We start from the raw sequence: 21,644 nt of genomic DNA, 5'->3' as shown, positions 1-21,644 counted from the left end.
CACATGACCGGTCCCGACGCCCCCTTCCTCCGCACCCTGTGCAGCCTGCGCTGGCTGGCCGTGGCCGGCCAGGCCGCCACGATCCTGGTCGCTACCTGGGTACTGGGCCTGGAACTGCAGCAGCTGCCACTGTGGGCCGGCGTGGCTGCACTGGCGCTGTTCAATCTGTATGCGCAACTGCGCGTACACGATGCCGACACGGCACCGCTGACCGCGTTCTGCCACATCCTGGTGGATGTCACCGTGTTGACCTGGATGGTGGGCTGGAGCGGCGGCATCGCCAATCCCTTCGGCTCGCTGTTCCTGATCCTGATCGCGCTGGCTGCGCTCGCCCTGCCCCTGCGCTGGACCCTCGCCGTGGCCGCGGCCTGCCTGATCGGCTATGCGGCGAGCGGCGTGTTCGGGCTGCCGCTGCCGAGCGGCTATTTCACTGGTGCGCAGATGCAGCAGTGGGGCGTGGTCTGCAACTTCCTGCTGTCGGCCACGGTGGTGCTGGTGTTCGCGACCCGGCTGGCGATCGCCCTGCGCCAGCGCGAACACGAGCTGGCCATGCTGCGCGAACGCTTCGTGCGCAACGAGGGCATCGTCGCGCTGGCCACCCACGCCGCCTCGGTCGCGCATGAGCTCAATACCCCGCTGGCGACCATGACCCTGCTCGCCGACGATATCGCCGACCAGACCGAAAGCAGCGAGGTCCGCGATGACGTGGAAACCCTGCGCGAGCTGCTGGTGCAGTGCCGGGAGCGCGTGCTGGCGCTGGCCCGCCCGGCCGCCGGCGATGCGCCCGGCCGCGATGCGGTGACGTTGCCGCAGGTGCTGGAGCAGTGGCGGCTGGTGCGCCCGACCATCGCGCTGAAGCGTAATGAGGATGCCCCGCTCACCCTGCCGCTGGACCCGGGTATCGGGCACCTGCTGATGGTGCTGCTCAACAATGCCGCCGACGCGGGTGAGAAGGCCGACCGACCGCAGGTGGATCTGTCGCTGCGCATCGAGGGCGATGACCTGATCGGCGAAGTACGCGACTACGGCCATGGCTTCGACGCCCGCCAGGCCGTGCTGCCCGGCACCTTGTTCAACAGCGGCAAGACCGACGGCATGGGCGTCGGCCTGGCCCTGTCCCACGCCACCATCGAACGCCTGGATGGCGAGCTGTGGATGCGCCCGGCCAACGGTGCCGGCACGCGCGTCGGCTTCCGCCTGCCCTTGTCCCCACGGGAGACTTCCGCATGACCGCTTTCACCCCCGCGCCCGGCCAGGCCAGCCATGGCCTGCTGGTCGACGACGACGAACTCTATCTGCGCACGCTGCAGCGCAGCCTGGCCCGTAAAGGGCTGGACACCGTCACCGCCAGCGACACCGCCTCGGCCCTGCTGCTGGCCCGGCAACAACCGCCGGCCTATGCGCTGATCGACCTCAAGCTCGGCACCGAATCCGGCCTGGCGCTGATCCAGCCGCTGCGCGCCCTGCGCGAAGACATGCGGATCCTGCTGGTCACCGGCTATGCCAGCATCGCCACCGCGGTGGAAGCGATCAAGCTCGGCGCGGACGACTACCTGCCCAAGCCGGCCACGGTGCCGATGATCCTGCGCGCACTCGGCGAGGAAGACGATGGTCCGGCCGACGATGGCGACATGGAACCGCCGGATGCGATGACCCCGATCAGCCGGCTGCAGTGGGAGCACATCCAGCAGGCGATGCATGAGACCGGCGGCAACGTGTCTGCCGCGGCGCGCCTGCTGGGCATGCACCGGCGCTCGCTGCAACGCAAGCTGGCCAAGCGGCCGAGCCCGGAGCGCGACCCAAGCCGGTAATGCCGACCGTGGGTCGCCCGCGCAAGAATCGGTAGCGCCGACCAGCGGCCGGCTCTACGTGGCCGTCAGGCGGTCAGGCGCCCCAGCAGCTCCAGCGTCACCGGATCGGTGATCGCATGCGCCTGGCCCTGCAGCGCCGGCAGCAACTGGCTGGCCAGCTGCTTGCCCAGCTCCACGCCGAACTGGTCGAATGCGTTGATGTTCCAGATCAGCGACTGCACGTACACGGCGTGTTCGTACATGGCGATCAGGGCACCCAGCGACTGCGGGGTCAACGCATCGAGCAGGATCAGGGTGCTCGGACGGCCACCGGGGTACTCGCGGTGCGGATCCTCGCTGCCCTGGCCATTGGCCAGCGCCTCGGTCTGCGCCAGCAGGTTGGCCATCAGCGCCTGGTGGTTGACCACGTAGGGATCATCGTTGTGCACGCAGCCGATGAAATCGGCCGGGATCACGCTGGTGCCCTGGTGCAGCGCCTGGAAGAAGCTGTGCTGCACATCGGTGCCGGCCCCGCCCCACCACACCGGTACGGTGTCGCTGGCGACCGGGCTGCCATCAAGCTGCACCCGCTTGCCCAGGCTCTCCATCACCAGCTGCTGCAGGTAGGCCGGCAGCAGCGCCAGGCGCTGGTCGTAGGTCATCACCGCATGCGTGGCATGGCCGAGCAGGTTGCGGTTCCAGATATCGGTCAGCGCATGCAGCACCGGCAGGTTCTGCGCCAGCGGAGCGGTCAGTGCGTGTTCGTCCATCTGCGCCGCACCCTCGAGCAACTGCTCGAAACGCGCAAAGCCGATGGCCAGTGCGATCGGGAAACCGACCGCCGACCACAGCGAATAGCGCCCGCCCACCCAATCCCACATCGGCAGCACGCGGCCGGCGGCGATCGAGAAGGCCTTGGCGGCACGCTCCGGATTGGCGCTGACCGCATACAGCCGCTCGCTGCCGCCCAGCCAGTCATGCAGGATCTGCCCGTTGAGCAGGGTTTCCTGGGTGCCGAAGGTCTTGGAAATCAGGATGCCGGCCGTGGTGGCCGGATCCAGCGTGGCGAGCGTGCGCTGCATCGCGGCGCCGTCCACGTTCGACACGAAATGCACGCGGAAACGTGCGCCGGTGACCGGGCGCAGCGCATCGGCCACCAGCCGTGGCCCAAGGTCCGAGCCGCCGATGCCGACGCTGACGATATCGGTGATGTGGGTCGCTTCCAGTGCGGCGATCAGCTCGCCCATCTGCTGGCGCACCTGGGCCGCCGTGGCGAAGGCCTCACCGGCCACCGGCGCGCCGCTGGCATCACCACGCAGCGCGGTATGCAGCGCGGCGCGGCCTTCGGTGACATTGACCGTTTCACCGCGGAACAGGCGCTGGAAGCCGCCGGCGACATCGCGCTCGGCAGCCAGCTGCAGCAGTGCGTCCAACGCCGCGCGGTCGTACTTCTGCCGCGCGAAATTGACGTACAACGGACCGACCCGCAACCCCAGCGATTGTGCGCGGCCCGGTTCGGCGGCGATCAACGAAGGGATGCTCGCGCCTCGCAGGCGCTGGGCATGGGAATGAAGCGGGTCGAATCCGTTGTGCTGTGTCATGCGGCCTGTGTCGGGATCGTGTCGTTGGTGTGGGAGATCTGGTTCTTGCCGTCCACATATACCAACTTCGGCTTGAAGCTGTCAGCTTCTTCTTCGCTCATGCTGGCGAAGGCGGCGATGATGATGATGTCGCCCACCTGCACGTGGCGCGCGGCGCCACCGTTGAGCGACACCACGCCGCTGCCGGCTTCGGCGCGGATGGCATAGGTGGAGAAACGCGCACCGTTGGTCACATCCCAGATGTGCACCTGCTCGAACTCACGGATGCCGGTCGCAGCCAGCAGGTTGTCATCGATGGCGATGGAACCTTCGTAGTTCAGCTCGGAGTGAGTGACGGTGGCGCGGTGGATCTTGGTCTTCAGCAGGGACAGATGCATGGCAACGGGGAAACGGTAAAGGAAAGGGAAATTCTAGCACCCGGGGGCCCGGCGGCAGGGGGTAGCCCGACCCCGACCCTCCGGCGCTGCCGGCCGTTCAGGCAGGCGGCCGGAAGCCTCTGGCCTGCGCAAACGCACAGGGCCACCCGAAGGTGGCCCTGTGGCGGCACCGCGTTGGCCGGCTCAGAACTCCAGGTTGTCGATCAACCGGGTATTGCCGATCCGCGCGGCGATCAGGGCCACGCGGGTGCCGTCATTGGCATCGGCCGGCTCGGACAGGTCCGGGAGGCGGACCACGGCGTAGTCGACCTGGAACCCGGCCGCCTGCAGCGCCGCCGCGGCTTCGGCCTCGATCAGGCTGCGGCTCTTGCCGGCGATGAAGCCTTCGCGCATGCCCAGCAGCACGTGGTGGATGGTGGTCGAGACCGGGCGTTGCTCGGCGTTGAGGTACTGGTTGCGCGAGCTCATCGCCAGGCCGTCGTCTTCGCGCACGATGTCGCCCCCGACGATCTGGATCGGGAAGGCCAGGTCTTCCACCATCTGGCGGATCACCGCCAGCTGCTGGTAGTCCTTCTTGCCGAAGGCTGCCACATCCGGCTGCACCTGGTTGAACAGGCGCGAGACCACGGTGCAGACGCCATCGAAATGGCCCGGGCGATGCGCGCCTTCGAGCAGCCCACTGATGCCGGGCACATTGACGCTGGCCGCCAGTTCCACACCGAACGGGTACATCGACTCAACCGTGGGCAGCCACAGCACATCGCACCCGGCCTGCTCCAGGCCGGTGGTGTCGGCTTCGGGCGTGCGCGGGTAGCGGGTGAAGTCCTCGTTCGGGCCGAACTGGGTCGGATTGACGAAGACGCTGGAGACCACGCGATCGGCGTACTGCCGGGCCAGCGTGACCAGTGAATAATGCCCTGCGTGCAGGTTGCCCATGGTCGGGACCAGCGCGACGCGCAGGCCCTCGCGCTTCCAGCCGTTGACGACGGCGCGCAGGCGGGACAGTTCGGTGACGGTTTCGATCATGAGGCGTAGGCGTGTTCTGCGTCGGGGAAGGAGCCGTCGCGCACGGCGTCGGCGTAGGCACGGACCGCACCGGCAACCGACCCGCCTTCGGCAAGGAAATCCTTGACGAACTTGGGACGGCGATGGCCGCTGTCCAGACCGAGGAAATCATGCAGCACCAGCACCTGGCCATCGCACTGCGGGCCGGCACCGATGCCGATGGTGGGCACGCTGATGTCCGCGGTGACCTGGGCAGCCACCGGCGTGGGCACGCATTCGAGCACGACCAGGCTGGCGCCGGCGGCTACCGCGGCCTTGGCGTCATCGCGCAGCTGCTGGGCGGCATCGCCACGGCCCTGCACGCGATAGCCGCCCAGCCGCAGCACCGACTGCGGGGTCAGGCCCAGGTGCGAACAGACCGGAATCTCGCGCTCGACCAGGTAACGGATGATGTCCAGCTTGAAGCCGGCACCTTCGATCTTGACCATCTCCGCACCGGCCTGCAGCAGGCGCAGCGAGGCATCCAGCGCGCGCTCGGGGGTGGCGTCGGCGCCGAACGGCAGATCCGCCACCAGCAGCGCGCGTTGCAGTACGCGGGCCACGGCGCGGGTGTGATAGACCATGTCGTCGGTGGTCACCGGCAGGGTCGAGTCATGCCCCTGCACCACCATGCCCAGCGAGTCGCCGATCAGGATCAGGTCCACGCCGTTGGCGTCGAAGCTGCGGGCGAACCCGGCATCGTAGGCGGTCAACATCACCAGCTTCTGTCCGTTGCGCTTGGCCTCGGCCAACGCGGGCACGGTCCAGGGCTTGCTGTCTGCGTGGGTACTCATGAGCTGATAACCGGTGGCGATAAGCCCCGCATTATCCTCCTATTGAAGCGATCCCGCAGGCCTGGACCCGCATCACAGCATCCCGCACGCGGCCGTGCCCGGCAATGATGGCGTCCGGCGCGATCTCGGCCAGCGGCAGCAGCGCGAACGCGCGCTCATGCAGATAGGGGTGCGGTACCTGCAGCTGCGGCAGATCGATGATCTGTTCGCCGTACAGCAGCACGTCCAGATCCAGTGCACGCGGCCCCCAGTGCACGGCAGGATCACGGACGCGGCCGAAGCGGCGCTCGATCTCCAGCAGGGCAGCCAGCAGATCCGGTGCGGGCAACGTAGTCTCCAGCACGGCGGCAGCATTGACGAACGCCGGCTGGTCTTGGTTGCCCCAGGCCGGCGTGCTGTACAGCTGCGAGCGCGCGCGCAGTGTGGTCTGCGGCAGGGCCGCCAGCACCGGGAACGCATCGCGCAGGGTCTGCGCGGCGTCCCCGAGATTGGCGCCCAATCCGATACAGGCCAGGGTCACGGCTTACTCGCCTGCCACTCCACCGGGCCGACGGCGGCGGCGGCGACGCTTGCGCGGCGCACCGTCTTCGCCCTCGCCGTCGGCCTGGGCGGCATCCAGTGCCGAATCCAGCTCGGTGCCGGACTGCAGCTGGGCTTCGCGCCAGAACGCCACATCGGCTTCGTGCTCGCTGGAGGCGACCTGGCGCAGGACCAGGAAGTCGTAGGCGGCGCGGAAGCGCGGATGGGTCAGGGTTCGGATCACGCGCTTGCGCTGACGCGAGCCGAAGCGGCCCTGCAGCAGCCAGATTTCCTGCATCGGCAGCGAGAAGCGGCGCGGCAGGGCGATCGTGGTCAGCTGGTGCAGGGTCACGCGGTCCGCCGCACGGCGCTGCGCTTCTTCCAGCGCGACGCCCTGCTTCTGCAGGCTGGCCAGGGCGCGGCAGAACGCCGGCCACAGCAGCAGCGCGAACAGGAACGACGGCGACACCGGCTCATCATTGGCCACACGCAGATCGGTGTTGTGCAGACCTTCGATGACCATCCGGCGCAGCGCGCCACTGCGGTTGCTGCGCAGCGCAGCGGCGCTTTCCGGGAACATGACGTCAAGCAGACCGTATCGCTCCAGGCCTTCGAAGCTGGCCACGCCGTGCCCGGACAGGAACAGCTTGAGTACTTCCTCGAACAGGCGTGCCGGGGCGGCCTCGGCCAACAGGTTGGCCAGGCGCGGCAGCGGTTCGGCGGTGGCCTCTTCGATCTGGAAGCCCAGCTTGGCGGCCAGGCGCACCGCGCGCAGCATGCGCACCGGGTCTTCCTGGTAGCGCTGCTCAGGATCGCCGATCAGCTTCATCAGGCGGGCCTGCACGTCTTCAAAGCCGCCGGTGTAATCGCGGACCGAGAAATCCTCGATCGCGTAGTACAGGGCGTTGCAGGTGAAGTCGCGGCGGATCGCGTCGTCTTCGATGCTGCCGTACACGTTGTCGCGCACGAGCATGCCGTTTTCCATCTCACGGTCGCCGCTGCCATCGTCGATGTTGGCGCGGAAGGTGGCGACCTCGATGATCTCGCGGCCGAACACCACGTGCGCCAGGCGGAAGCGGCGGCCGATCAGCCGGCAGTTGCGGAACAACTGCTTGACCTGCTCGGGCGTCGCGTCGGTGGCGACGTCGAAATCCTTGGGGTGGCCGTTCACCAGCAGATCGCGGACGGCGCCGCCGACCAGGTAACCGGCAAACCCGGAATCACGCAGCCGGTACAGAACGCGCAGGGCGTTGGGGCTGATGTCCTTGCGGGAGATGTTGTGCTGATCGCGCGGGATCACGCGCAGGCTGAACGGTGATGTAGCAGAGGAATTGATGTTGGCGCTTCCGGTTGAGTTTTCGGGATTGCCCAATGGCATCTAGGTCCATATACTAGCGCGCTGCGCAGTTCGCGACAAAGCCTGCTCCCTTCGTCTAATGGTTAGGACGTGGCCCTCTCAAGGCTAAAACAGGGGTTCGAGTCCCCTAGGGAGCACCAGTCGCGGTGCAGAAAGCCAAAAACCCCGCCACGGCGGGGTTTTTTGCGTTCAGGGGCCCAGGGCCTGCGGCGCCTGCCCTGCCTGGCCCGGACCGGGGAGCGCACTCCCCGACCCGGCCCCTACTCTGCGCGCAGGGCCGTCCGGAGCGGCTCAGCCCTCCATCTGCTCCAGTTCCTTGCCCTTGGTCTCCTTGACGAAGCGCAGCACGAAGAACACCGAGATCACCGCCGCCACCGTATAGATGCCGTAGGCACCGGCCAGGCCGATGCTGCCCAGCAGGATCGGGAAGGACACGGTGATGGCGAAGTTGGAGGTCCACTGCGCCGCGCCGGCCACCGCCAGCCCCGAACCGCGGATCTGGTTGGGGAACATCTCGCCCAGCATCACCCACATCACCGGGCCCCAGGACATGTTGAAGAAGATCACGTAGACGTTGGCCGCCACCAGCGCCAGCACGCCCATGTTGTCCGTGAGCTGCAGCTTCCCGGCGGTATCCAGCGAACCACTGGCGAAGGCAATGGTGACCAGCGCCAGCGAGATCGCCATGCCGACCGAGCCGACCCACAGCAGCGGCTTGCGGCCGATGCGGTCGATCAGGACCACGGTGATCAGGCAAGCACCGATGCTCAGCGCACCCGAGAGCACGTTGATCAGCAGCGCGTCGTTCTCCGAGAAGCCCACCGCCTGCCACAGCACCGCGCCGTAATAGAAGACGACGTTGATGCCGACCAGCTGCTGGAACACCGCCAGGCCGATGCCGATCCAGACGATCGGGCGCAGTTTGCCGGTGGTCTTGCTGATCAGATCCGAGAAGGTCGGGCGGTGCTGGTCCTGGGACAGCGAGCCTTCGATCTCGGTGATCTTGGCCTGCGCCTCGACCGGGCCGTACAGCCGGGTCAGCACCGCCAGGGCCTGGTCACGGCGCCCTTTGACCACCAGGAAGCGCGGGCTCTCCGGGATCACCAGCAGCAGGCACAGGAACAGCAGCGAGGGAATGGCCTGCATCCAGAACATCCAGCGCCATGCCGCCTGCCCCAGCCACAGCGCCTGGGTGGAGGCACCGGCCGCCTTGGCCAATAGATAGTTGCTGAGGAAGGCGCAGAACAGGCCGCTGATGATCGCGATCTGCTGCACCGTCGCCAGCCGGCCGCGGTAGCGGGCCGAGGCCACCTCGGCAATGTAGGCCGGCGACATCACGCTGGCCGCACCCACCGCGAAGCCACCGATCACCCGGGCGATGATGAACACCGTGGAGCTGTGTGCCGCCCCTGCCCCCAAGGCGGAGAACAGGAACATCACCGCGGCGATGATCAGCACGCCGCGGCGGCCGAGCCGGTCGCCGAGGCGGCCGGCGAAGAATGCACCGATCGCGCAGCCGAGCAGCATCGAGGCGACCTCGAAGCCGATCCCGGCCGAACTGGACTGGAAGGTGTCCTTCAGACCATCGACGGTGCCGTTGATCACGCCGCTGTCAAACCCGAACAGGAAGCCACCGATGGTGGCCACGCAGCTGATCAGGACGATGAAACCGGTGTTCTCGCCGCTACCGGCGCGGGTACTGCTGAGCGAAGCACTGGACATGGGAACCCCTGGTTGAAGGGACACTGGATGCTGCGGATCAGCGCAGCAGATGGATGGTTGATCAGAACCGTCGTCTGCCGCACCCCCGCGCCTGACTGTCTACCGGTAGTCACCTCCATCTTGGACCGGGGATCGACGGCTCTGCAATCGTGCACTGCGGCATTGTCTCGGCAGTGAGGCGCAGCGCACACGGGATGGATCGACCCGGTGGCAGAATGCAACGCCCGCTGATGTTGTGAGCCTGCCGAATGCGCGACGCCGCCGCCCCGTCTACCGCTGTCGCCGATGTTCCACTGCTGGTCGACAGCCGCTGCACCCATGGCGAAGGCGCCCTGTGGTCGGCCCGCCGGCAATGCCTTTTCTGGGTGGATATCAGTGAGCGCCGCTTGTGGCAGTACCGCAGTGCCGACGGCAGTCACCGGAGCTGGTTGCTGCCGGACCGGCCCGGCTGCCTCGCCGAAGGGGACGACGGCCGCCTGCTGATCGCGCTGGCCGGCTCATTGCAGCGGCTGGATATCGACCGCGACGGCGATGCCCCGGCGCCCGCGCTGGAATGGCTGGCCGATGTGCAGCCCGATGTCGCGGACACGCGCAGCAATGACGGCCGTACCGATCGCGCCGGCAATCTGGTGTTCGGCACCATGAGCGAGGATCCTGCGCGTGCACCGCTCGGCCGCTACTACCAGTTTTCGATGCGCCATGGCCTGCGCGAACTGAACCTGCCGGACGTCGTCATTCCCAATGCGATCTGTTTCAGTGCGGACGGCGCCACGATGTACTTCTGCGATTCGGTACGGCCGGCGCTGTGGTGCTGCGATTACGACGCCGAGCGCGCGCACTGCGGGGCGCCGCGCCTGTTCGCTGCGCTGCCCGATCCGGACTGGGAACCCGATGGGGCCATTGTGGATGCCGATGGCGGCGCCTGGAACGCGCAGTGGCGCGCCTCCCGCGTGGTGCGTTATCGCCCTGACGGACAGGTTGACCGGGTGGTCCTGCTGCCGGTGCGCAACCCGACCTGCGTCGCGCTCGGCGGGCCCTCGCTGCGGCACCTGATGATCACCAGTTCCCGGCTGGACCACACCGACCAGCAACTGGCGGCCAGCCCGCGCGCCGGCGGCGTATTTGCGCTGGAGACCGGCATCCCCGGCCTGCCCGAGAGTCCCTTCCGCTGGGGCTGAGCCTTGCGCCAGCGGCATTTCGGAGTTTCAGGCACGATCCGATCCCGCGCCACGGACCAACCTGTTCTAGAATTGTGCGGCTTACTGTCGGATTCAGATCCAGCCATGCCTTTTGTCGTCACCGAAAACTGCATCAAGTGCAAACACACCGATTGCGTGGAAGTGTGCCCCGTGGATTGCTTCCACGAAGGCCCCAACTTCCTGGTGATCGACCCGGATGAGTGCATCGATTGCACACTGTGCGAACCGGAGTGCCCGGTCAACGCGATCTTCCCCGAAGACGACGTGCCCGCCGGGCAGGAAGCATTCGTCGCCCTGAACGCCGAGCTGGCCAAGGCCTGGCCGGTGCTGACCGTGCGCAAGGACCCGCCCGCCGATGCCGGCGAATGGGATGGCAAGCCGGACAAGCTGACGCTTCTGGAACGCTGAGCCGTCGGGCGCTGGCGGCAACGAAAAAGGGCGCCGACGGCGCCCTTTTCGTTTCTCTGACCGGTTCCGGTTACGGAGCCAGCTTCGCCTTCAGCTCGCCCAGCAGCTTGGTCGGGGCCGCCGCGGTGGCCGGCAGGCCACGCGGGTCGACGGCCGACACATAAGCACCGGCATCGACGGCGACCACGCGGACCAGGAAGTCGCTGCCTTCGAAGGCCACGTCGTAGGAACCCAGCAGCTGGGCCTTGCTGGCGATCTTCACGCCTTCAACGGCCTCCAGCGCGGTGCCGACCTTGGCGAACACCTCTTCCTTGGTGCCCGGCACGGTGAAGCCGGCGTTGTTGGCGGCCGCCGGGTTCGCGGCCGGGGCCGGACGCGCCGCCTGCGAGGCCAGCGAGGAGCTGGTCGCAGCGGTAGCGGCGGCCTGGCCGGCCGGGACGTTCAGATCCGGCGGCACTTCCAGCGGGCGCACTTCCGGGGCCAGGGCGTAGTCGCCCTTGGCGCCGCGCTTGAAGCAACCGGTGGTGCCGACGAGGGTGGCGGTAGCCAGGATCGCGAACGACAGCACGCGGAAGGCGGAAACGGATTGACGCATGGGAATCTCCTGGGTGACCACTGACATCAGTGGTTGGATAGTGCTTCCAGCGCACCGATATCGGTGGCCAGGTGTTCGGCAGCGGCGTGATGGGCCGCGGACAAGGGCAGCAGCGGCAGGCGCAGGCCGTCACCAATGCCGATCCGGCGCAGCAGGTCCTTCACCGGGATCGGGTTGGACTCCACGCCGCAGAATTCATGGAACGGCTCGAGACGGGCATCCCACGACTCGGTCGCCTCGCGTTCCCCGGCCGTCGCCAGGTCGCACATCCGGCGGTAGGCGCCCGGCAGGGCGTTGGAGCCCACCGAGATCAAGCCATCCACGCCGGACAGGATGGAACGCGCGGCCGTACCGTCGTCACCGCTGAGGATGGCGAAGTCCGGCGTACGCAGGGCCAGCAGGGCATTGACGCGGCCCACATCGCCCACCGCTTCCTTGATGCCGACGATGTTCGGGTGGCGGGCCAGCTCGGCGACGGTCTCGGGCAGCATGTCGCAGCCGGTGCGGCCGGGCACGTTGTACAGGATGACCGGCAGGCCGCCCTGGTCGGCCACCGCGCGGTAATGCGCGATCAGGCCGGCCTGGGTCGGGCGCACGTACGGCGGGGTCACCACCAGCGCATGGGTCGCGCCGTTGGCGGCCGCACGACGGGTCTGCTCGATCGTTTTGGCCGTCCCCGACAGGCCGGTCCCGGCCAGTACCGGGATGCGCCCGGCGACGGTTTTGACCGCACTGCGCAGCAGCTGGTCGTATTCGTCGTCGGACAGGGCAGCGGCTTCACCGGTCGAACCGGCCACCACCACCCCATGAACACCACCCTCCAGTTGCAGGTGCAGCAGGCGCTGCCAACCGTCGGGATCCAATGCGCCGTTCGCCTGGAAGGGCGTCGCCAGCGCGGTGATGAGACCGGAAAGGGACAAGGACATCGTGCTCGGAAGAAAGGGGGCACCTTGCCTGCGTAAACGCCGGCCAGATGTACGTTGCATGTTACTTGCGGGTCGAAAGCGCGGGCAAGTATGCTGGACTCCGGCGAACGTGCCGTCGCCGGCCGTTCAGACTCACCTTGTATCACCCGGAACCATCTTGACCGACACCACGCCGCGGCCTGCGCCGACCGAAAACCACCTCCTGATCAACGCCTATACGACGCATCCGGAGTCCCCCCTGCTGCCTGTGACCCGGCGTATCGCCGACAGTGGCTGCAATCTGGTCGATGCCCGCCTGGCCACGGTCGGGCGCGACGTGTCCGTGACCGCCCTGGCCACCGGCTCGTGGGACTCGGTGGCCAAGCTGGAGGCGATGCTGACCCGGCTGGAGCGTGAGGAAGGCCTGAAGCTGGTCTGGTACCGCACCGGTGCCAAGCAGGCGCAGTCCAACCTGCTGCCCTACATCGTGGAAGTGATCGCCGCCGACAAGCCGGGGATCCTGTTCCAGCTGGCCGATTTCTTCGACCGCCAGGGCATCACCATCGAAAACCTGCAGAGCACGCGTTACCGCGCAATGCAGACCGGTGCGGAAATGTTCTCCGCGCAGGTCACGATCGGGGTGCCGGCGAACATGCACATTGCCGCGCTGCGCGATGATTTCCTCGAGTTCTGCGATCACCTGAACCTCGATGCGATCATGGACCCGATGAAGTTCTGATGTTTCGCGCGTTCGTCACGGACGCGCGGGGTTTCATGCAGTTGTAGTAGATCTACCCCAGGATCCGGAAAGGAACCCATGAACGACGGCGACACCCTGGACAGCACCACCCTCGCGCTTCCGCTGGCCTTGTCCGGCGGCGACACCACCACCCTCGGCGAGCTGGCCGGCCAGTGGCTGGTGCTGTACTTCTACCCCAAGGACAGCACCCCGGGCTGCACCACCGAGGGCATCGATTTCAACGCACTGCTCCCGCAGTTCACGAAGGCCGGCGCCCGCGTCTTCGGCGTCTCCCGCGATTCGGTCAAATCCCACGACAATTTCTGCGCCAAGCAGGGCTTCGCCTTCCCGCTGATCAGCGATGGCGATGAAGCGCTGTGCACGGCGTTCGACGTGATCAAGCTGAAGAACATGTACGGCAAGCAGGTGCGTGGCATCGAGCGCAGCACCTTCCTCATTTCGCCGGACAGTCGTATCGTGCAGGCGTGGCGCAAGGTCAAAGTGGCCGGCCACGCAGACACCGTCCTTGAAGCCCTGAAGGCCGCGAAAACCCAGTGATCAACCCGGCACCCCCAATGGCCATCACCCTGCCCCGCAGGTCGTGATGGCTTGTCCCTGTTCTGCCACCAGGAATTGACGATGACCCGAGGCAAGCGCATCTACGTACTGGATACCAACGTGCTGATGCACGATCCGACCGCGCTGTTCAAGTTCGAGGAGCATGATGTCTACCTGCCGATGCAGGTGATCGAAGAGCTGGACAACGGCAAGAAGGGCACCACCGAGGCGAGCCGCAATGCGCGCCAGGTCAGCCGTTTCCTCAATGAGCTGGTGCAGGCCTCGGGCCTGGACAACCTGGCCGATGGCATCCCGCTGCAGCGCCCCAACGGGCTGCAGCTGCGTGGCAAGCAGAGCGTGGGCCTGCTGCGCTTCCAGACCAGTCATTTCGATGCGGGCAAGAGCTTCGGCGCGGTGATTCCGGACAACGCCATCCTCGGCGCGATCCTGGCGCTGAAGGAACAGGTGCCGGAGATTCCGGTGGTGTTCGTGTCCAAGGACATCAACCTGCGGATCAAGGCGGCGATTGCCGGCATCGTCTCCGAGGATTACGAGAACGACCGCGCGCTGGACGATTTCAGCCTGCTCTACACCGGCGCCACCGAACTGCCGGAAGACTTCTGGAAGAAGCACACCGACAACCTGCGCAGCTGGAGTGACAAGGGCCGCACCAGTTACGAAATCATCGCCAGTGAAGACGAGAGCTGGCACCCGAACCAGTACGCCTACCTGCCGGGCGACGATGAAGTCGAACTGCGCGTGGCCAAGGTGGACGGCGACAGGATCACGTTGTCGCTGGTCAACGATTTCCGCCACGGCAGCCATGCGGTGTGGGGCATCAGCGCGCGCAACCGCGAGCAGAACTTCGCGCTCAATGCGTTGATGGACCCGGAGATCGATTTCGTCACCCTGCTCGGCACCGCCGGTACCGGCAAGACGCTGCTCGCGCTGGCCGCCGGCCTGGCCCAGACCATGGACCAGCAGCGCTACCGCGAGATCATCATGACCCGCGCCACGGTCAGCGTCGGCGAGGACATCGGCTTCCTGCCCGGTACCGAGGAAGAGAAGATGACGCCATGGATGGGCGCGCTGACCGACAACCTGGAAGTGCTCACGCATACCCAGGAAGGCGGCGCGTGGGGCCGAGCGGCGACCAACGACCTGATCGCCAGCCGGATCAAGATCCGCTCGCTGAACTTCATGCGCGGGCGCACGTTCCTGTCGCGCTATCTGATCCTGGATGAAGCGCAGAACCTCACCCCCAAGCAGATGAAGACCCTGATCACCCGTGCCGGCCCCGGGACCAAGATCGTCTGCCTGGGCAACGTCGAACAGATCGATACCCCCTACCTGACCGAGACCACCTCGGGCCTGACCTACGCGGTGGACCGTTTCAAGAACTGGCCGCACAGCGCGCACGTCACGCTGCGCCGTGGCGAGCGTTCGCGCCTGGCCGATTACGCCTCGGAGGTGTTGTGAGCCGTTCCCTGTCCCGTGTCCTCCTGCCGCTGGCGCTTGCTGCGCTGGCGGCAGCCTGCACGCCCGCCAACACCCGGCCGGGCGCCAGCGTCCCGACCGCGATCAAGACCGGCCAGTCCTGGGTGGTGACCCGTCCCGTCGTCGCCGCCCAGGTATTGGATACCTGCTCGCGCTCCAGCCCCGGCCGCGAGCCGGGGCGCGTCACCGGCTACTGGGCCCCCAGCCGCCAACAGGTGGAGCAGCTGGAAGCCCGGTTGCCGTCGCTGGAGGCGCAGGTGCCCAAGGCCGCCGATTTCGACCGCCAATATGTGGGCATCGAAATGGACGGCCGCCAGCTGATCTATCTCAACGCCTTCCATCTGCCCGACGACGCCGATATCGATCCGGCGCGCGATGCGATCCGGGTCTGCGATGGCGGCGCACAGTTCTGGGGCGCGGTGTTCGATCCGGGCAGCGGCCGTTTTTCGGATGTGCAGTTCAACGGCCCGCCCGCGGGTCGTTGATCGTGCCGTGACCATCACCGCGCACGCCGGATGAGCATCCGGCTGCCCACCTGGGTCTGGATCGGGGCGATCGCCCTGTCCTGCGTCGCCGGGATGGTCAACGTGGTCGGCTTCCTGGGCTTCGAGCACCAGGCGGTCAGCCACATGACCGGTACCACCAGCCAGCTCGGGATGGCACTGGCCCAGCGCGACTGGCGCGTGGTCGGGCACCTGTGGGGACTGCTGATCGCGTTCTGCGTGGGCGCTACGCTCAGCGGCGTGATCATCCAGGACAGCGGCCTGCAGCTGGGCCGTCGCTATGGCGTGGTGCTGGCGCTGGAATCGCTGTTGCTGCTGGTCGCGATTCCGCTGTTCAAACAGCAGCAGATCTGGGGCGCACTGGCCGCGGCGATGGCCTGCGGCCTGCAGAACGCAATGGCCACCACCTTCAGTGGCGCCGTGGTGCGCACCACCCACCTCAGCGGCATGTTCACCGACCTGGGGATCGGCCTGGGCCACCTGCTGCGCGGGCTGCCACTGCCGATCCGACGGCTGACCCTGAGCGGCTTGATCGTCAGCGGCTTCCTGGCTGGCGGCGTGATCGGCGCCCTGCTGTTCCTGCGCTTCGGCTACGACGCCCTGCTCGCCCCCGCGCTGCTGACCGGCGGCACCGGGCTGGGCTACGTGCTGTACCGGCAGTGGGCACTGCTTCGGGCACGCTGAGGGCGCGGCAGCACTGCCGCGACAAACATTGCACAATTGGGGCATGACGCCTTCCAGCCCCGTTTCCGCCCTGACCATCGCCGGCTCCGATTCCGGCGGTGGCGCCGGCATCCAGGCCGATCTGAAGGCCTTCGCCGCCCATCGCGTGCATGGCCTGTCCGCGATCGCCGCACTGACCGCACAGAACACCCGCGGCGTTACCGCCGTACACGTGCCGCCGCTGGACTTCCTGCAGGCGCAGATCGATGCCTGCTTCGCCGATTTCGATATCCATGCGGTGAAGCTGGGCATGCTGGCCAACGCCGAAGTGATCGCACTGGTGGCCGACGCACTGGAAAAGCACCGCCCGCCCCATGTGGTGCTCGATCCGGTGATGGTCGCCACCAGCGGCGCCAAGCTGCTTGAAGACGGCGCACTGGCGGCGATGCGCACGCGCCTGATCCCGCTGGCCACGCTGCTGACGCCCAACACCCCCGAAGCGGAGCTGCTGCTCGGCCGGCGCATCGTCACCGCCGAGGATGCCGAAGATGCCGCCGACGCACTGCTGGATCTGGGCGCCGGCGCGGTGCTGCTCAAGGGCGGCCATCTGGACGAAGGCAGCCGCGTGATCGATCGCTACTTCGACGGTGTGACCCGCGAAGAATTCATCCATACCCGCCTGCCGGTGGATGCGCACGGCACCGGCTGCACCCTGGCCTCGGCCATCGCCGCGCAGCTGTGCCAGGGGCTCTCGTTGCCCAACGCCTGCGAAGCGGCCATCGACTACGTCGCGCGTGGCCTGCAGAGCGGTTATTACCCGGGCCGCAGCGAGGTACTGGTGATCGACCACTTCGGCGCGGCACGTCCGGCATGATCGACGCCTCGCCCCTGCCCGTGCAGACCGGCGATGGCCATCGCGTCGAGTTGCTGGCGCGTGTCCCGGCACAGCCGCGCGCACGTCTGCTGTGGCTGCCGGCGCTGGGCGTGGCCGCGCGCCATTACCTGCCGTTCGCCGAGGCGCTCGCTGCGCGTGGCATCGCGGTGTACCTGCACGAGTGGCGTGGCAACGGCAGCAGCAGCCTGCGCCCGTCGCGCACGCAGGACTGGGGCTACCGCGACATCCTTGAGCAGGACCTGCCGGCGAGCCTGGCAAACGTGCCCGCAGACGCTGAAACACCCTTGATCATCGGCGGCCACAGCCTCGGCGGCCAGCTGGCCTGCTGTTTCGCCGGGCTGCATCCGCAGCGCTTCGCCCGCGTGTGGCTGGTCGCCAGTGGCACCCCGTACTGGCGCACCTTCCCGGCCCCGCGTGGCTGGACCCTGCCGCTGGTGTATCGCTTCCTGCCCTGGTTGGCCCAGCGCCAAGGGGTCCTGCACGGCAGGAAGCTTGGCTTCGGTGGCACCGAGGCGCGCGGGTTGATCCGCGACTGGTCGCGCGTGGGCCTCAACAACCACTACGCAGCCGCTGGCATGGCGACCGATCTGGAGGCCGGGATGCGCGAACTACGCGGCCAGGCGACCGCCGTGGTGATGGACCATGACTGGTTGGCACCGACGGGCTCGATGCAGGGCCTGCTGGCCAAGATGCCGGGCATGCGTGCGCAGCTCAGCGTAGTCAGTGCGCAGATGCTGGGTGCGCGTGCCGATCACTTCGCCTGGATGAAAACGCCCGAAGCCGTGGTGGAGCAGCTTCTTCGTTCATTTGAATGAAGACCTTCACAAAAACCGTTGACGAATGCGACGCCGATCCGCATAATTCCGCTCCTGTTGACGCGCCCGTAGCTCAGTTGGATAGAGTACCTGGCTACGAACCAGGCGGTCGGGAGTTCGAATCTCTCCGGGCGCACCATCAACAGGGTATCGATTTCGCCGTCGATATCAGCAATGAAAATTCGATGTAAATGCGCCCGTAGCTCAGTTGGATAGAGTACCTGGCTACGAACCAGGCGGTCGGGAGTTCGAATCTCTCCGGGCGCACCATTACATCGAACGGCAAGCGTGCTTGCCTTCCCGTCGAACGTGGCAACACGCGCGACAGGACACACAACCAGACAATGCAAATGCGCCCGTAGCTCAGTTGGATAGAGTACCTGGCTACGAACCAGGCGGTCGGGAGTTCGAATCTCTCCGGGCGCACCATTGCATCGACGAAGACAGCAACCATCGGTTGCTGTTTTTTTTGCGTGGGTGCCAGCTGTCACCAGGTAGTGCCGGCCGCTGGCCGGCTCTCATGGACGCTGGACGATCGCGTGGAGCCGGCCAGCGGCCGGCACTACCGGGAGGTCATCCCCGCGGCTTGGCGTGGGCCTGGGCTGCCTGCATCGCCATCAGATCCGCTTCGCCCGGCAGTTCCGGCGCCGGGCAGTCGCCACCGGCATGGGCGTCGTGCGCCAGCCAGTCATCCACCACGCCGGCCAGCAGATCCACGCGCAGCGGCAGGCTGATGTGGTCTTCGCCACGCATTTCGATGTAGTGCACACGCGGGCTGGCGGCAGCCAGACGACGGCCCTGCCCGACCGGCACATGCTGATCATCCTGGCCATGCAGCAGCAGTACGCAGGTACGGCTGTCGGCCAGCGCGCGGGTGACGTCGACGCGATCCAGGTCCAGATCCAGACGCTGGCTGGCGGCGGCGATCACCTGGTCGATATCCTGCCCGCCGTAGCGCCAGCGCCCATAGGCGGCCATGGCCTGCGCCTTCCACGCCGTCGGCTGCAGCGACATCAGGTGCGGGATCATGCTGCGGATCGCATCCCCGGCATTGGCGAAGGATTCCATCGCCACCACGCCGGTGACCTGGTCGCCGAGCTTGTCGGCGGTGAACAGCGCGGTGGCGGCGCCGTAGGAAACGCCGAAAAGATACAGCGGCCCGACCACCTCCCCGCGTGCCCTCAGCGCAGCGATGACATCGACCACATCATCCGATTCGAATGTCCCGTAACCGGACGGGCCGGCGCCGGAATGACCGTGATTGCGCAGGTCGATGGTGACCACGCGGTAGCCCGACTGCGCCAATTGCAGCGACCACGGCAGCATCGCGTCACCGTTCATCATCCAGCCGTGCAGCAGCACCACCGTGCCGCGCGGCGCCTGCGGCTGGAACGGATGCGGCAGGTCCAGCGCCATGCCGGTGCGCAGCGGCTCGCCGTTGTCGTGCGGCTGGGGCAGGTAGTGGTAGCGCACCCCGTACTGGCCCGGGTCGAAGGCCCGCCAGAAGATCGGCACGCCGGCGCGGCCGGTCACGAGACCATGCCGGTTGGGGACGCTGTCCACCGCGTCGGCAATGCGCGCGGTGTCCAGCAGGGTGGACACACCACCGGGCGCGATCAGCCGATCACTCAACGAGGTCGAGGCGGCGGTGGAGGTCAAGGAGGAGCAGGCAGCCAGCCACAGGCCAGCCCCGGCCAGCAGCAACAGCAGCAAGCGCTTCATGGGCAGAGTCGTAAAAACCAATCGAGTCGGGCAGGTTACCGATCCGCTCCGCGCCGCTCTATCGCATCCGTATGACCATCCGATGACAGCGAGGCCAGGATTCAGGTTGGCCCCGGCGGCTGGCTAGCCCAGCCAGCCTTCCATCGTCGGCCACCACCCCGCCAACACCGCCGGCCGCTGCATCCGCTCACGCCACCACTTCAGCGCGGCTCCCTCCTCGCCGGTGCGCCAGGCCAGCCAGAACGTCTCGTCCGGCTTGGGCTCCTCGACCTGCTTGATCACCAGCCGGCCATCGCGCACCGCCTGCTGCACGTAGGGCTCGGGCAGGAAACCGAAACCAAGCCCGGCACATTGCAGGCGGAACTTGCTGACCATGTCCGGCACGGTGACGGTCTCCTGCCCCATCAGCAGCCCGACCGTGCGCGGCAGCAGCCGCCGCGCCGAATCGGCCACGGCGATCGCACAGTGGGCGGCCAACGACTCACGGCCCAGCGGCTCGGACGCGGCCGCCAGCGGATGCGAGGGCGCCACCGCGAACACGAAACGCACCACGCCCATCGGCTCGACCACGTAGCCCCCGCCACTGGGCCCCTCGCCCGCCGCGCCGACCAGCAGGTCCGCGCGCCGGTCCAGCAGCGCCTCCCAGGTGCCCGACAGCGATTCACTGATCAGCCGCATCCGGGTCTGTTCGGCCACCGCAGTGAACGCGCGCACGTCCTCGGCCAGCAGCGCCGGCACGAACATCGAGTCGACCGCCACGGTCAGTTCGGCCTCCCAGCCGGAGGCTACCCGCCGCACCCGCATCTCCAGCTCCCGCGCCGCCCGCAGCAGATGGCGGCCCTCCTCCAGCAACGCCTCCCCGGCCGGGGTCAGGTGCGCGCGCGGGCCCACCCGATCGAACAGCTGCACGCCCAGGTCCTCTTCCAGTTTGGAGACGGTGTAGGAAATGGTCGATGGCACCTTGTGCAGGGCCTTGCCGGCTGCGGCGAAAGAACCACGGCGGTCGATGGCATCCAGGATCTGCAGGGCGTCGAGGCTGAGCTTGAGCATTCGAATTTTTCGATGATGGCTTGCGAAACTATCCGTTTTTCAACGCGCCGGAGCAAGCGGATACTGGCCGCAACAGGAAAGGGAACGGCAGCTGCCGCCCCGGACCGCCATCGAAACCATCGAACACCGAGGAGATTCCCATGCTGCAGATCCGCAAGAGCAACACCCGTGGCAAGGCCGACCATGGCTGGCTGAACTCCATGCACACCTTCTCCTTCGCCAACTACTACGATCCGCGCTATGTCAGCTTCGGCCCGCTGCGGGTGATCAACGAAGACCGCGTGCAGGGCGGCCAGGGCTTTGGCACGCACAGCCACAGCAACATGGAGATCATCTCCTACGTGCTCGGCGGCGCGCTGGAGCACAAGGACTCGATGGGCACCGGCTCGGTGCTGCGCTACGGCGATGTGCAGCGCATGAGCGCCGGCAGCGGCGTCAGCCACAGCGAGTTCAACCACTCGGCCGACGAGCCGGTGCACTTCCTGCAGATCTGGCTGTTCCCCGATCAGGAGAACATCACCCCAAGCTACCAGGAAACGCATTTCGCGCCGGAAACCAAGCGTGGCCAGCTGCGCCTGATCGCCTCGCGCGATGGCCGTGACGGCTCGCTGCTGATCCACCAGGACGCTAACATCTACGCCACGATCCTGGACGGTGACGACCGCCTCCATCTGCCGCTGGCCCCGCGTCGCGGCGCCTATGTACAGGTGGCCCGCGGGCAGCTGCAGGTCAACGGCATCACGCTGGAGACCGGCGATGCGCTGCAGGTCAGTGACGAGGCGCAGCTGACGCTGGAAAACGCCAACGACGCGGAAGTCATCGTGTTCGAGCTGGCGCTGTAAACACCCGGCCGCAAACGCAGACACCCCGGTTGCCCGGGGTGTCGTTCGT

General features: G+C 67.2%; 23 protein-coding genes and 4 tRNA genes. 16 read left to right on the top strand and 11 right to left on the bottom strand.

From position 1 onward, the window contains the following. The first annotated feature begins 3 nt into the window (after positions 1-3). Together ACW6W5_RS08725 and ACW6W5_RS08720 are read left to right on the top strand one after the other, a co-directional pair. Complete coding sequence (locus ACW6W5_RS08725; RefSeq protein WP_152151549.1) at positions 4-1,230, top strand: ATP-binding protein; 1,227 nt, start codon at positions 4-6, stop codon at positions 1,228-1,230. Next, a complete protein-coding gene (locus ACW6W5_RS08720; protein ID WP_121041845.1) occupies positions 1,227-1,811 on the top strand; it encodes a response regulator transcription factor in 585 nt (194 codons plus the stop codon). Before ACW6W5_RS08725 ends, ACW6W5_RS08720 begins: the two co-directional genes overlap by 4 nt. Positions 1,812-1,876: 65 nt before the next feature. Here the strand turns inward: ACW6W5_RS08720 and pgi are convergent, their stop codons facing one another. From pgi to pcnB, 6 genes are all read right to left on the bottom strand, one after another. Further along, the gene (gene pgi / locus ACW6W5_RS08715) at positions 1,877-3,391 is read right to left on the bottom strand and encodes a glucose-6-phosphate isomerase (protein ID WP_152151547.1); all 1,515 of its coding nucleotides are present in this window, start codon (positions 3,389-3,391) and stop codon (positions 1,877-1,879) included. Next, positions 3,388-3,768, bottom strand: a complete 381-nt coding sequence (gene panD, locus ACW6W5_RS08710; protein ID WP_019183273.1) for an aspartate 1-decarboxylase — start codon at positions 3,766-3,768, stop codon at positions 3,388-3,390. The genes pgi and panD overlap by 4 nt, the downstream gene beginning before the upstream one ends. 183 nt (positions 3,769-3,951) lie before the next feature. Next, positions 3,952-4,794: a pantoate--beta-alanine ligase gene (gene panC, locus ACW6W5_RS08705; RefSeq protein ID WP_121041841.1), complete on the bottom strand. Its 843-nt coding sequence runs from the start codon at positions 4,792-4,794 to the stop codon at positions 3,952-3,954. Continuing rightward, positions 4,791-5,606, bottom strand: coding sequence for a 3-methyl-2-oxobutanoate hydroxymethyltransferase (gene panB / locus ACW6W5_RS08700; protein WP_121041839.1), 816 nt, complete (start codon positions 5,604-5,606; stop codon positions 4,791-4,793). The genes panC and panB overlap by 4 nt, the downstream gene beginning before the upstream one ends. 31 nt (positions 5,607-5,637) lie before the next feature. Further along, positions 5,638-6,126, bottom strand: a complete 489-nt coding sequence (folK, locus tag ACW6W5_RS08695) for a 2-amino-4-hydroxy-6-hydroxymethyldihydropteridine diphosphokinase (protein WP_152151545.1) — start codon at positions 6,124-6,126, stop codon at positions 5,638-5,640. 3 nt (positions 6,127-6,129) lie between these two features. Beyond that, a complete protein-coding gene (pcnB, locus tag ACW6W5_RS08690) occupies positions 6,130-7,497 on the bottom strand; it encodes a polynucleotide adenylyltransferase PcnB (RefSeq protein WP_152151658.1) in 1,368 nt (455 codons plus the stop codon). 50 nt (positions 7,498-7,547) lie between these two features. Here pcnB and ACW6W5_RS08685 point away from each other — a divergent pair. Continuing rightward, positions 7,548-7,622: transfer RNA gene (locus tag ACW6W5_RS08685), tRNA-Glu, on the top strand. A gap of 151 nt (positions 7,623-7,773) precedes the next feature. On the opposite strand, the gene ACW6W5_RS08680 is transcribed toward ACW6W5_RS08685, so the two are convergent. Beyond that, entirely contained in the window at positions 7,774-9,204 is a 1,431-nt protein-coding gene (locus ACW6W5_RS08680) for a sugar porter family MFS transporter (protein WP_121041833.1), read from the bottom strand. A 248-nt stretch (positions 9,205-9,452) separates the two neighbouring features. On the opposite strand from ACW6W5_RS08680, the gene ACW6W5_RS08675 reads away from it, so the two are divergent. Both ACW6W5_RS08675 and fdxA read left to right on the top strand, forming a co-directional pair. Further along, positions 9,453-10,382 (top strand): SMP-30/gluconolactonase/LRE family protein, encoded by a 930-nt coding sequence (locus ACW6W5_RS08675; RefSeq protein WP_152151543.1) that lies wholly within the window; start codon positions 9,453-9,455, stop codon positions 10,380-10,382. A gap of 105 nt (positions 10,383-10,487) precedes the next feature. Continuing rightward, entirely contained in the window at positions 10,488-10,811 is a 324-nt protein-coding gene (fdxA, locus tag ACW6W5_RS08670) for a ferredoxin FdxA (RefSeq protein WP_121041829.1), read from the top strand. 70 nt (positions 10,812-10,881) lie between these two features. Here fdxA and ACW6W5_RS08665 read toward each other — a convergent pair whose 3' ends face one another. Together ACW6W5_RS08665 and dapA are read right to left on the bottom strand one after the other, a co-directional pair. Then, positions 10,882-11,406, bottom strand: coding sequence for a hypothetical protein (locus tag ACW6W5_RS08665; RefSeq protein ID WP_152151542.1), 525 nt, complete (start codon positions 11,404-11,406; stop codon positions 10,882-10,884). Between the two features lie 26 nt (positions 11,407-11,432). Continuing rightward, on the bottom strand, positions 11,433-12,326 hold the full coding sequence (dapA, locus tag ACW6W5_RS08660; RefSeq protein ID WP_121042213.1) for a 4-hydroxy-tetrahydrodipicolinate synthase: 894 nt from the start codon (positions 12,324-12,326) through the stop codon (positions 11,433-11,435). A gap of 163 nt (positions 12,327-12,489) precedes the next feature. Here dapA and ACW6W5_RS08655 point away from each other — a divergent pair, with 163 nt between their 5' ends. From ACW6W5_RS08655 to ACW6W5_RS08610, 10 genes are all read left to right on the top strand, one after another. Continuing rightward, a complete protein-coding gene (locus ACW6W5_RS08655; RefSeq protein ID WP_019183297.1) occupies positions 12,490-13,050 on the top strand; it encodes a glycine cleavage system transcriptional repressor in 561 nt (186 codons plus the stop codon). A 78-nt stretch (positions 13,051-13,128) separates the two neighbouring features. Then, positions 13,129-13,608 carry a peroxiredoxin gene (locus ACW6W5_RS08650; protein WP_152151540.1) on the top strand — a complete coding sequence of 160 codons (480 nt, stop codon included), beginning with the start codon at positions 13,129-13,131 and terminating at the stop codon, positions 13,606-13,608. Positions 13,609-13,689: 81 nt separating this feature from the next. Beyond that, positions 13,690-15,087 (top strand): PhoH family protein, encoded by a 1,398-nt coding sequence (locus tag ACW6W5_RS08645; protein ID WP_152151538.1) that lies wholly within the window; start codon positions 13,690-13,692, stop codon positions 15,085-15,087. Further along, entirely contained in the window at positions 15,084-15,590 is a 507-nt protein-coding gene (locus ACW6W5_RS08640; RefSeq protein WP_152151536.1) for a hypothetical protein, read from the top strand. Before ACW6W5_RS08645 ends, ACW6W5_RS08640 begins: the two co-directional genes overlap by 4 nt. 30 nt (positions 15,591-15,620) lie before the next feature. Then, positions 15,621-16,292, top strand: coding sequence for a YoaK family protein (locus ACW6W5_RS08635; RefSeq protein WP_152151534.1), 672 nt, complete (start codon positions 15,621-15,623; stop codon positions 16,290-16,292). A gap of 43 nt (positions 16,293-16,335) precedes the next feature. Further along, positions 16,336-17,145 (top strand): bifunctional hydroxymethylpyrimidine kinase/phosphomethylpyrimidine kinase, encoded by an 810-nt coding sequence (gene thiD / locus ACW6W5_RS08630; RefSeq protein ID WP_121041817.1) that lies wholly within the window; start codon positions 16,336-16,338, stop codon positions 17,143-17,145. After that, the gene (locus tag ACW6W5_RS08625) at positions 17,142-17,981 is read left to right on the top strand and encodes an alpha/beta hydrolase family protein (protein WP_152151532.1); all 840 of its coding nucleotides are present in this window, start codon (positions 17,142-17,144) and stop codon (positions 17,979-17,981) included. Before thiD ends, ACW6W5_RS08625 begins: the two co-directional genes overlap by 4 nt. Positions 17,982-18,043: 62 nt before the next feature. Beyond that, positions 18,044-18,120 (top strand) — tRNA-Arg (locus ACW6W5_RS08620). A 54-nt stretch (positions 18,121-18,174) separates the two neighbouring features. Then, a tRNA-Arg gene (locus ACW6W5_RS08615) sits at positions 18,175-18,251 on the top strand. Positions 18,252-18,333: 82 nt separating this feature from the next. Next, positions 18,334-18,410 (top strand) — tRNA-Arg (locus ACW6W5_RS08610). Between the two features lie 144 nt (positions 18,411-18,554). Here ACW6W5_RS08610 and ACW6W5_RS08605 read toward each other — a convergent pair. Next, positions 18,555-19,703 (bottom strand): alpha/beta fold hydrolase, encoded by a 1,149-nt coding sequence (locus ACW6W5_RS08605; RefSeq protein WP_152151530.1) that lies wholly within the window; start codon positions 19,701-19,703, stop codon positions 18,555-18,557. A gap of 123 nt (positions 19,704-19,826) precedes the next feature. After that, on the bottom strand, positions 19,827-20,753 hold the full coding sequence (locus ACW6W5_RS08600) for a LysR family transcriptional regulator (RefSeq protein ID WP_152151528.1): 927 nt from the start codon (positions 20,751-20,753) through the stop codon (positions 19,827-19,829). Between the two features lie 140 nt (positions 20,754-20,893). Here ACW6W5_RS08600 and ACW6W5_RS08595 point away from each other — a divergent pair, with 140 nt between their 5' ends. Continuing rightward, positions 20,894-21,595: a pirin family protein gene (locus tag ACW6W5_RS08595; RefSeq protein ID WP_152151526.1), complete on the top strand. Its 702-nt coding sequence runs from the start codon at positions 20,894-20,896 to the stop codon at positions 21,593-21,595. The last annotated feature ends 49 nt before the right edge of the window (positions 21,596-21,644 follow it).

Source organism: Stenotrophomonas sp. IS26 (assembly GCF_054188265.1).
Note: the sequence above shows the minus strand (reverse complement) of the source record. Positions and strands in the feature narration are given on the sequence as shown.

Bases quoted from the DNA above. Each gene is read 5' to 3' on its own strand.
- ACW6W5_RS08725 (WP_152151549.1), top strand. From the start codon at position 4: ATGACCGGTCCCGACGCCCCCTTCCTCCGCACCCTGTGCAGCCTGCGC.
- ACW6W5_RS08720 (WP_121041845.1), top strand. From the start codon at position 1,227: ATGACCGCTTTCACCCCCGCGCCCGGCCAGGCCAGCCATGGCCTGCTG.
- pgi (WP_152151547.1), bottom strand. From the start codon at position 3,391: ATGACACAGCACAACGGATTCGACCCGCTTCATTCCCATGCCCAGCGC.
- panD (WP_019183273.1), bottom strand. From the start codon at position 3,768: ATGCATCTGTCCCTGCTGAAGACCAAGATCCACCGCGCCACCGTCACT.
- panC (WP_121041841.1), bottom strand. From the start codon at position 4,794: ATGATCGAAACCGTCACCGAACTGTCCCGCCTGCGCGCCGTCGTCAAC.
- panB (WP_121041839.1), bottom strand. From the start codon at position 5,606: ATGAGTACCCACGCAGACAGCAAGCCCTGGACCGTGCCCGCGTTGGCC.
- ACW6W5_RS08680 (WP_121041833.1), bottom strand. From the start codon at position 9,204: ATGTCCAGTGCTTCGCTCAGCAGTACCCGCGCCGGTAGCGGCGAGAAC.
- ACW6W5_RS08675 (WP_152151543.1), top strand. From the start codon at position 9,453: ATGCGCGACGCCGCCGCCCCGTCTACCGCTGTCGCCGATGTTCCACTG.
- fdxA (WP_121041829.1), top strand. From the start codon at position 10,488: ATGCCTTTTGTCGTCACCGAAAACTGCATCAAGTGCAAACACACCGAT.
- ACW6W5_RS08665 (WP_152151542.1), bottom strand. From the start codon at position 11,406: ATGCGTCAATCCGTTTCCGCCTTCCGCGTGCTGTCGTTCGCGATCCTG.
- ACW6W5_RS08650 (WP_152151540.1), top strand. From the start codon at position 13,129: ATGAACGACGGCGACACCCTGGACAGCACCACCCTCGCGCTTCCGCTG.
- ACW6W5_RS08645 (WP_152151538.1), top strand. From the start codon at position 13,690: ATGACCCGAGGCAAGCGCATCTACGTACTGGATACCAACGTGCTGATG.
- ACW6W5_RS08635 (WP_152151534.1), top strand. From the start codon at position 15,621: ATGAGCATCCGGCTGCCCACCTGGGTCTGGATCGGGGCGATCGCCCTG.
- thiD (WP_121041817.1), top strand. From the start codon at position 16,336: ATGACGCCTTCCAGCCCCGTTTCCGCCCTGACCATCGCCGGCTCCGAT.
- ACW6W5_RS08625 (WP_152151532.1), top strand. From the start codon at position 17,142: ATGATCGACGCCTCGCCCCTGCCCGTGCAGACCGGCGATGGCCATCGC.
- ACW6W5_RS08605 (WP_152151530.1), bottom strand. From the start codon at position 19,703: ATGAAGCGCTTGCTGCTGTTGCTGCTGGCCGGGGCTGGCCTGTGGCTG.
- ACW6W5_RS08600 (WP_152151528.1), bottom strand. From the start codon at position 20,753: ATGCTCAAGCTCAGCCTCGACGCCCTGCAGATCCTGGATGCCATCGAC.
- ACW6W5_RS08595 (WP_152151526.1), top strand. From the start codon at position 20,894: ATGCTGCAGATCCGCAAGAGCAACACCCGTGGCAAGGCCGACCATGGC.